Raw genomic sequence first — 8,056 nt, 5'->3', positions numbered from 1 at the left:
CCAAATCACGCGGAGGTTCCCTCCGCATGTGTTTGGGTCAAGACAGCGAGACAAGACAGAGGGGAGCCAGAGCCGGAGGTGAGGGCGGGGTGAGGGCGATGACGATAGCGATCTTGTCATTGTCACTTTAATTATGTCTGGCTACTTATAGTTAATACATTATTTATAAACGATCGAGTATCTAAGACTACCAACTTGAGTTAATGCGCTCGACTCGAACCCGATCTAAAATAGTTAGTTCATCGGTTATCCCTCGTCTTCGCTCCTATGACTGCACTCACAGCTAACTTAATTGAAATTTTCTCAGCAATTCAAGGCGAGGGCATTAATGTGGGGACGCGCCAGATCTTTGTTCGGTTTGGGGGCTGTGACTTGCGTTGCGCTTACTGCGATAGCCAACATACTTGGACAAAACAACCGACTTGCTCGATCGAGCAGACACCTGGCGAGCGGGATTTTGTCACTCATGATAACCCGATCGAGCTGCCGCAACTATTAACTTGGGTCGATCGGCAAAATCAGCCCCATTTGCACGATAGCATCAGTATCACGGGTGGCGAACCACTGTTACATGCCACCTTCCTTGCCGAGTTTCTGCCCCAAGTTAAAGCCTTGACTAATTTACCCATCTATCTGGAAACTGGCGGACATCGACCCCAGCAATTGAATCAGGTTTTAGCCAATCTAGATCTGGTCGGGATGGATATTAAATTGCCAAGCGTCAGTGGTGAAACTCACTGGGGAAAACATCGAGAATTCTTGCAGTTGTGTCACGATGCGAAGGTTGATGTATTTGTAAAAATTATTATTTCGCAGACTACCGATCCGATCGAACTGAGACAAGCAGCAGAATTAGTGGCGAATGTGAGCGATCGTATTGTTATCTTCCTCCAACCCATGACCGCGCTAGCAGAGACGCATACAAACCCTCATCTAGCGGCACCCAGACCGGAACAAGTATTAGCTTGGCAGGCTTTAATGAAGGAGTATCTACCCCAAATTCGAGTGGTTCCCCAAACACATAAAATGTTGGGGCAATTGTGATTTTGGATACATTTTGCTATGCATAAGCCTATATATTTTCTAGCAAAATTAAATAAAAACTAGTGATTTCTCCAGATAGTTGAAATAGTTGTGTACAATACTGTCGTCGATTCGGTGGAGTTTGTACTCCTAGAGCAGAATTGATTTTGACAACTATTTTTTAGATGGGGTAAATTAACATGAATCCATTAATCGGGATGTTGGTGAATCAATTGGGCGGCCCAGTCGTTCAACAGATCGGTCAGCAAATTGGTGCCGACCAAGGTACGACCAAATCGGCAGTGGGCATGGCCTTGCCGATGCTGCTATCGGCAATGGGCAACCATGCCGGAACTCCAGATGGTGCTAATGCGATTAACCAAGCAACTCAACAGCACGACGGGTCGATTTTAGATAATTTGATGGGGTTTGTCGGTAATGCTGGTGCGGCGAGCATGGGTGGTGCGCTGCTGTCGCAAGTGATGGGTGGTGGCTCTCAGAATGCGATCGCGAGTAATATTACCCAGCAGACTGGCATGGATAATGGGACTGTGACTCAGTTACTCGGCATCCTCGCCCCAATTGCAATCGCGGCGATCGGTAAATTTAGCCAACAAAGTGGCACCGATCCCAGCAGTATCGTCCAAACACTAGGCGGTGCTGGCGATAGCAACGATCTTATCGGTATGGCGACGAAAATGCTCGATAGCGATGGCGATGGTAATCCTATCAATGATATCGGGAATATTATCGGTAAGATGTTTTAGTAAATTCTGGTGGCTAGTTAATCGATCGATCGCGAGTAAGTTAGTCGAGACGTGGCTTACTCCATCAGGATAGATTAATTAGTCACCAGTCATTAATCTGATACAATTGATTGCTGTTTGGGGCTGTAGCTCAGAAGGATAGAGCGATCGCCTCCTAAGCGATAGGCCGTGGGTTCGATTCCCGCCAGTCCCGTGCGTTGTTTGCAGCGATAAATTGTGGTAATTTGAGCCTAATTTGCTAGGCATAGTCTAGCTATTAAATCTGTCCTCTCCAAGCTCCTAGCAGCATGGCGCATAATCACACCCTGCCCCGATCCCATTCCAATTCACGTCACAAGCAGCGTCGCCGCCCGCGTTGGCGATTGCTGAAAGCATTGCTACCAATTTCGCCGTTACTATTGCCCTTCGCCTGGATGGGCTATCGCGAGGTAGAAAATACCTGGATTGAGCCTCAAGCAATTTTTGTCTTGGGTGGTGAAGAAGAACGCGAACTATTTGGCGCAAAAGTCGCGCACTCACATCCCAATTTACCTGTCTGGATCTCCAGTGGCGCACCACCAAAATACGCTTATCGCGTGTTTAAAAAGGCGGGCGTCGCACCAGAAAACCTCCATCTGGATTATCAAGCGATCGATACCGTAACTAACTTTACAACCATCGTCGATCGATTTGAGTCCAAAGGGATTACCAGCGTGTATCTAGTCACCTCTGACGACCATCTACCGCGCGCGCGGGCGATCGGTGAAATTGTCTTTGGCAGCCGTGGTATCAAAGTTAAACCGATAACTTTTGTCAGCGGACGCCCCGTCGAACCACTGCGAAAAACCGTCCGCGATGGCTTTCGATCGCTGTTCTGGCTGGCAACTGGCTATGCTGGCGGTAAGTGACGATCGCTTTATCAGTAAAAGCAGAGATCTGAGGGTACCCACAAGGGGTACCCTGGATCTACGCCAAGCTCTCGATTTTGGGCGGGAGATCGATCGCAACCATCTCGATCGATCTCCCGCCTAATTTGTTAGAAGCTGTTCGATAAGATGTTGGCGACACCATATTAAGATGAAATATTTATTGTCTGGTCTGAGCTTGGGAATTTTAGCTGGTTTAGGCTTGCCATCGACTGCTTTAGCCAAACAGCCCACAGTTAATGGCATCGGCAATATTCAGAATACAAAAGAAATTCGGGGTGCTGGTTGCTCGCTACAACGCCGAGGCAATAAAGGCTATGTATTTTGGTCGGTACTTGAAAAGTCGGCACTAATGAATATCGGCGGGAAAGATCGGGTGCTCAAATTGGTCAGTGCAACTCCATCCGCACCACGGGTGGAAAAGAAAGGGAGTCGATCGACTGAGATCTATAAGTCTGGCAGAATGACGGTGCGGATCGATCGAGTAACTACGAGAGTTTGTCGAAAGGGCGACCAGGAGTGCGAGGTGACTGGTTATGACGGTAAGATGACATTGAAAATCGGCGATCGTCAACAAACTATTGCAGTTGAGGGTGATTGTGGAAGCTAGAGTGGGTTCAGAAACCCGACTTCTTCCGAGAAGTCGGGTTTCTTACAGTAATGTTAGAAATGCTTGATTGTAATAGACGTTTAGCAATCTTTGTGGCACGATCGAATTAAATTAAACTTCTGTTTTGTAATCGTATGGGATTCTTTGATACTGTCGCTAGATTGACAATAACGGAAGCTTTCAAGACTGGTTTGGCAGAGATAAACAGTCGGCTGAATCCAGATGAGATGATAGTGCTATTGCAGCAATCAGAAGTAGCTGCTGATAGGGCACGAGGATGGGAATTATTTGCTCGGATCGATCGAGATGGAGCCAATGGAGATCGAAAGTTTCTGAAGTTCTTTCAGTCAGGTTTGGTACAAAATGAGTTGCAGAAACCTTTTCAGAATCGTGGTAAGCCTGATGTAAAGATTCTAGTAGAGGTGTTTAAACGATCGGCATCCGAGCATCCCGAATCAGAGAGTTACCTATCCGATCTGATGCCGTTGTGGATGGATGCGTTTGTTGAGAGCTATTTCGATCGGGTAGGGATTTGCTTTCAGCTAGCGAAGGCGCAATATCTGAAGCAATTGGCGCGGCGGGTAGATGATGTGAAGTTCGTCGGGATTGCAGTACCAGGGGAAGAGGTAGAAAAGCAGGAGGTTTTGGCGCAGATTTTTGTGATGCCTGATGTGCGAGAGGAAAGGAGTCGGAGTTTGCCGCAGTTATCAACACCAGAGCGAGCTTTCATGGAAGCTATGTCGCGGCTCAATCCTTATTCGCCAGATCCTCAAAGAATTACTATTAGGGTAAACGGACAAGAGAATTCACTTTTAGAAGAACAAAAAGCTTGGGCTACACGCGATCGATCTGCCCCACGAATTCCAGCCCAAGCAGTTATAAATAATCAGAAAAAAGCGGTAGTACTGGGAGCACCTGGTTCTGGGAAAACCATGCTGGCAAGTTATTTTGCCTTAATGCTGTGTCAAAGTAATCCAAATCAGATTGGCTTGCCAGCCGAAGATGATTGGTTGCCTGTGGTAGTGCGGATTCAGGATTGGATATTGCAGCCGAAGATGGGATTGCTGGAATATTTGCGATCGAATGCCGAAGCTAATTTAGCTTGCAAGGAATTACCCACCGGATTTTTTGAGCATTGGTTAGATCGAGGTAAAGCGTTGATTTTGCTCGATGGGCTGGATGAGGTGGTGGATGAAGCCCAGCGGCGCAAGGTGGCGGAGCAGATTGAGACATTTCTGCATCAATACCAAGACAATCCAGCGGTAATTACATCGCGCCCAGCGGGGTATCGGTGGGATTTTTTCAATCTCGATGAGTTTCCCCACTATACGCTGGAATCTTTTGATGACAAGCAGGTAGCGACATTTATCGATCATTGGTATGACAGTCGGCTCAAGGACGATCCGGCGCAAGCAGAACGGCGGAAGGCGGATTTACAGAAGGCGTTTACCAGAAACGAGCGAATTCGGCTGCTGGCGAAAAATCCATTGTTATTGACGATTATTACCTTGATTCATCGCTATCAGGCGGAGTTGCCGAGACAGCGGTGCAAGCTCTATGAGAAGGCGGTAGAGACGCTGCTGACGAGTTGGGATAGTGGCAAGGAAATCAAGCTGTACTCACAGGTTTTGCTGTTTCTCAAGTCAGACGATCTGTTGTATATCTTGAAGAAATTAGCCTACTGGATTCATACCCAAGGCAGCACGGGCGAAACTGAAGGTGGCACGCTGATTGACAAAGATGAGTTGATTCGGTGGTTGCGGAAGGAGATTCAAACGCTGAAAAAATGCGAAGCGCATGAGGCAAAGGGTGAAGCCGAAAGGTTTATCGATTTTATTCAACGGCGGACGGGCTTGCTCAACGAACAGGGGCGAGATCGTTATGCTTTCGTACATAAGACATTTCAGGAATATTTGACAGCAGAGGAAATATTCGATCGAGCCGATGTTGAAGATGATACTGACATTATCTTGGCTCATTTTCGGCAGCATTTACACGACCAACATTGGCGAGAGGTGTTGTTGTTGCTGGTGTCGAAGCTGAAGGGGAAGAAGGCACAGAAGGCGATTCGGGAGGTTTTGGAGGCTGGGAGTGAATACGAACAGTGGCTCCATCGAGATTTGCTGTTTGCAGGTTGGTGTCTGACGGAAGATCCACCAGAATTATCAGTGGTGGCGGCGGATTGGGTGGGGGACATACTCGATCGATTAGTGGGGTTATCGGTTTGTGATTCAGCGCGAATTGGCAGCAAAATTAGTAATGAAGTAGAAAAGATTTTACATTGCTTAGGAGAAACAAATTTAGAGCAAGTTTCTTTGGAGAAATTGCAAGCACATGGAGATCGGATCGATCGTTTTCAACTGCTAAAATTTCAGGCTGCTTTAGGACTAGAGGCAGCAGCTATTAGCCAATTACTTGTCTTGCTCAGTGATGAAAATTCGGATGTGCGCTATCCTGCAGCAGGAGCATTAGGTCATTTAGGAAATACTAGTCCGGAGGTGGTAAGCGGTTTACTTGCCTTATGTGATGATAAAAATCATTTTGTGTGCGCTTGTGCAGCAGAAGCATTAGGTAAGCTAGGAAATACTAGTCCAGAGGTGGTGAGCCGCTTACTTGCCTTGTGTAATGATAAAGATTGGTATGTACGCGAACGGGCAGCAGAAGCATTAGTTCAGTTAGGAAATACCAGTTCAGAGGTGGTGAGCCGCTTACTTGTCTTGCTCGACAATGAAGATTGGTCTGCGCGATATCATACAGCAGGAACATTAGGTAAGTTAAGAAATACCAGTCCAGAGGTGGTGAGCCGCTTACTTGTCTTGCTCGACGATGAAGATTCATTAGTGCGCTATGGTGCAACATCAGCATTAGTTCAGTTAGGAAATACCAGTCCAGAAGTGATGAGCGGTTTACTTGCCTTGCTCGACGATGAACAATCGTTTTTGCGCTTTCGTGCAGCAGAAGCATTAGGTAAGTTAGGAAATACCAGTCTAGAAGTGATGAGCGGTTTACTTGCCTTGCTCGACGATGAAGATTCATTAGTGCGCTCTGGTGCAAAATCAGCATTAGTTCAGTTAGCTAAAACCTCAGATACAATACGCCCCAAAGTGGTGCAGTGGTTGGAAGAAAATCCGAATGATGGAATTGGCGACGCGATCGATTGTTTATGGTCGATCGTGGTTGAATGAATGATGGTGAGATTCGATCGAGCTTATATGGAATCGGCAACATAGATATAATAAGAATATCTTCAATATCCACTCGATCGATAGGTTTGGACATTAATATCCAGAGGTAATAAAATGATGACTGTCGAAGATATAGTAGAGTCGATCGATCGGTTATCGATCGAAGATCGAGAGAAGTTATTCGAGATAGTTCGCAAGCGACGGATCGAGCAGCAAGAAGCTGAAATTTTGTCTAGTCGTCGCGAGTTAAAACAGGCGATCGCTGATGGGACTGCAAAAAAGGGTACTGTTCAGGATTTAATCGCCGATTTGCTAGGAGATAACGATGCAAGTTGTCTGGAGTAGCGGTTTCACGCGATCTTTTAAAAAAATTACCAAAAGAAACCCACAGTTAAGGGATCGGATTACTGAAGTATTAATTCTGTTGGCGGAAGATCCTTTCACCCCATCTTTGAAATCTCATAAGTTAGCTGGTAACTTAGATGGTCTGTGGTCTTGTTCTGTTGCCTATGATTGTAGAATCATTTTTGAATTCTCAGAGGAAGATGATGTATTGGAAGTATTTATTTTACTAGTAAATGTTGGCAATCATGATGAAGTTTATTGACAATGAATAGCACGGTTGAGTTACAAACACTGACAGATTATCTCAATCTCAATTATCCGATCGTCCTCCATGCCGATCCGGAAGGCGGCTATGTTGCCGAAATCAAAGATTTACCTGGCTGTCTGACTCAAGGAGAAACGATCGAAGAAACAATGAAAAACATTAACGAAGCGCGAGAATTGTGGTTAGAAACAGTATTTGAATTAGGTAAATCTATTCCATTACCTAGCGATTAGATAGCGATCGAGATGTTTAAATTAAAGTTCTAAACTCCTCTCGATCTAATTGACAATCTCTGAGAATTTGGTTTAACAATCCAATTCCAATTGTTTCACCCGAATGAACTGGAACGACAGTACATCGCTCGTCTGGATGTCTCAAGAAGTGATGGCTGCCGCGAACTCTAATCACTTCAAAGCCAATCTTTTTTAGTGCTGTAATTACTTCTCTACCTGTTAAACTTGGTAACTTACTCATTAGCTCTAGATTTCGACAGCGACCCGTTGCAATCCGATGAATTCTAGATTATCTGTCGATTGAGATTTTACTTCCAGACACAAAATAATTGCTTCCCTAATCCGCTCTATTAATTCATCAAGAGATTTAGCCTGGGTATGACAACCAGGTAGGCTAGGCACAGAAGCTACAAAGTATCCATCCAGATCGCGTTCGATGATGACGTTGAATTCTTTACTCATAGTAATGAAAATAGTAGCTGTTAGCTTTTAATATAGCTTACCTTAATGGTGGATGTCAGAATCGAGATTGTATCAATCGATCGAGCATAATTATTGATAGACAACTTCCAAAACGCTCACGCGCATTTTTAAGTTTTTCCACCGAGGATCGTCGTCGGCTAATTGTAAACCGTCGCCACTGACTGCTCGATACTCCTTGGGAAATTGCTCGATCGCTTTTTCATTCGCATCGACTTTGAGACTCATGCCGAAAAAAGGATA

At 45.5% G+C, this 8,056-nt stretch carries 10 protein-coding genes and 1 tRNA gene; 9 read left to right on the top strand and 2 right to left on the bottom strand.

Features of this window, described 5'->3' with window-relative positions:
* The first annotated feature begins 267 nt into the window (after nt 1–267).
* The 9 genes from RMO84_RS02260 (at nt 268) to RMO84_RS02220 (ending at nt 7,333) form a co-directional block, all read left to right on the top strand.
* Nucleotides 268–1,044, top strand: a complete 777-nt coding sequence (locus RMO84_RS02260) for a 7-carboxy-7-deazaguanine synthase QueE (protein ID WP_310486832.1) — start codon at nt 268–270, stop codon at nt 1,042–1,044.
* A gap of 179 nt (nt 1,045–1,223) precedes the next feature.
* Nucleotides 1,224–1,790 (top strand): DUF937 domain-containing protein, encoded by a 567-nt coding sequence (locus RMO84_RS02255; RefSeq protein ID WP_310486831.1) that lies wholly within the window; start codon nt 1,224–1,226, stop codon nt 1,788–1,790.
* Nucleotides 1,791–1,909: 119 nt separating this feature from the next.
* Nucleotides 1,910–1,983 (top strand) — tRNA-Arg (locus RMO84_RS02250).
* Between the two features lie 94 nt (nt 1,984–2,077).
* Nucleotides 2,078–2,677, top strand: a complete 600-nt coding sequence (locus RMO84_RS02245) for a YdcF family protein (RefSeq protein WP_310486830.1) — start codon at nt 2,078–2,080, stop codon at nt 2,675–2,677.
* Between the two features lie 169 nt (nt 2,678–2,846).
* Nucleotides 2,847–3,305: a hypothetical protein gene (locus RMO84_RS02240; protein WP_310486829.1), complete on the top strand. Its 459-nt coding sequence runs from the start codon at nt 2,847–2,849 to the stop codon at nt 3,303–3,305.
* 134 nt (nt 3,306–3,439) lie between these two features.
* Nucleotides 3,440–6,490 carry an NACHT domain-containing protein gene (locus RMO84_RS02235; RefSeq protein WP_396135745.1) on the top strand — a complete coding sequence of 1,017 codons (3,051 nt, stop codon included), beginning with the start codon at nt 3,440–3,442 and terminating at the stop codon, nt 6,488–6,490.
* Between the two features lie 114 nt (nt 6,491–6,604).
* Nucleotides 6,605–6,835 (top strand): hypothetical protein, encoded by a 231-nt coding sequence (locus RMO84_RS02230; protein ID WP_310486827.1) that lies wholly within the window; start codon nt 6,605–6,607, stop codon nt 6,833–6,835.
* The gene (locus RMO84_RS02225; RefSeq protein ID WP_310486826.1) at nt 6,816–7,097 is read left to right on the top strand and encodes a type II toxin-antitoxin system mRNA interferase toxin, RelE/StbE family; all 282 of its coding nucleotides are present in this window, start codon (nt 6,816–6,818) and stop codon (nt 7,095–7,097) included. Before RMO84_RS02230 ends, RMO84_RS02225 begins: the two co-directional genes overlap by 20 nt.
* 2 nt (nt 7,098–7,099) lie before the next feature.
* Complete coding sequence (locus RMO84_RS02220) at nt 7,100–7,333, top strand: type II toxin-antitoxin system HicB family antitoxin (protein ID WP_310486825.1); 234 nt, start codon at nt 7,100–7,102, stop codon at nt 7,331–7,333.
* A 16-nt stretch (nt 7,334–7,349) separates the two neighbouring features.
* Here RMO84_RS02220 and RMO84_RS02215 read toward each other — a convergent pair whose 3' ends face one another.
* Together RMO84_RS02215 and RMO84_RS02210 are read right to left on the bottom strand one after the other, a co-directional pair.
* On the bottom strand, nt 7,350–7,574 hold the full coding sequence (locus tag RMO84_RS02215; RefSeq protein ID WP_310486824.1) for a type II toxin-antitoxin system HicA family toxin: 225 nt from the start codon (nt 7,572–7,574) through the stop codon (nt 7,350–7,352).
* A 5-nt stretch (nt 7,575–7,579) separates the two neighbouring features.
* Nucleotides 7,580–7,795, bottom strand: coding sequence for a type II toxin-antitoxin system HicB family antitoxin (locus RMO84_RS02210; RefSeq protein ID WP_310486823.1), 216 nt, complete (start codon nt 7,793–7,795; stop codon nt 7,580–7,582).
* Nucleotides 7,796–8,056 lie beyond the last annotated feature (261 nt).

The sequence above is a fragment of the Chamaesiphon sp. VAR_69_metabat_338 genome, from assembly GCF_031423935.1.
Classification (GTDB): Bacteria; Cyanobacteriota; Cyanobacteriia; order Cyanobacteriales; family Chamaesiphonaceae; genus Chamaesiphon.
The sequence above is the reverse complement of the archived record's forward strand: the minus strand, read 5'-3'. Positions and strand labels throughout refer to the sequence as shown.

Coding starts and splice junctions, on each gene's coding strand:
- RMO84_RS02255 (WP_310486831.1), top strand. CDS start 1,224: ATGAATCCATTAATCGGGATGTTGGTGAATCAATTGGGCGGCCCAGTC.
- RMO84_RS02215 (WP_310486824.1), bottom strand. CDS start 7,574: ATGAGTAAGTTACCAAGTTTAACAGGTAGAGAAGTAATTACAGCACTA.
- RMO84_RS02260 (WP_310486832.1), top strand. CDS start 268: ATGACTGCACTCACAGCTAACTTAATTGAAATTTTCTCAGCAATTCAA.
- RMO84_RS02240 (WP_310486829.1), top strand. CDS start 2,847: ATGAAATATTTATTGTCTGGTCTGAGCTTGGGAATTTTAGCTGGTTTA.
- RMO84_RS02230 (WP_310486827.1), top strand. CDS start 6,605: ATGATGACTGTCGAAGATATAGTAGAGTCGATCGATCGGTTATCGATC.
- RMO84_RS02210 (WP_310486823.1), bottom strand. CDS start 7,795: ATGAGTAAAGAATTCAACGTCATCATCGAACGCGATCTGGATGGATAC.
- RMO84_RS02220 (WP_310486825.1), top strand. CDS start 7,100: ATGAATAGCACGGTTGAGTTACAAACACTGACAGATTATCTCAATCTC.
- RMO84_RS02245 (WP_310486830.1), top strand. CDS start 2,078: ATGGCGCATAATCACACCCTGCCCCGATCCCATTCCAATTCACGTCAC.
- RMO84_RS02235 (WP_396135745.1), top strand. CDS start 3,440: ATGGGATTCTTTGATACTGTCGCTAGATTGACAATAACGGAAGCTTTC.
- RMO84_RS02225 (WP_310486826.1), top strand. CDS start 6,816: ATGCAAGTTGTCTGGAGTAGCGGTTTCACGCGATCTTTTAAAAAAATT.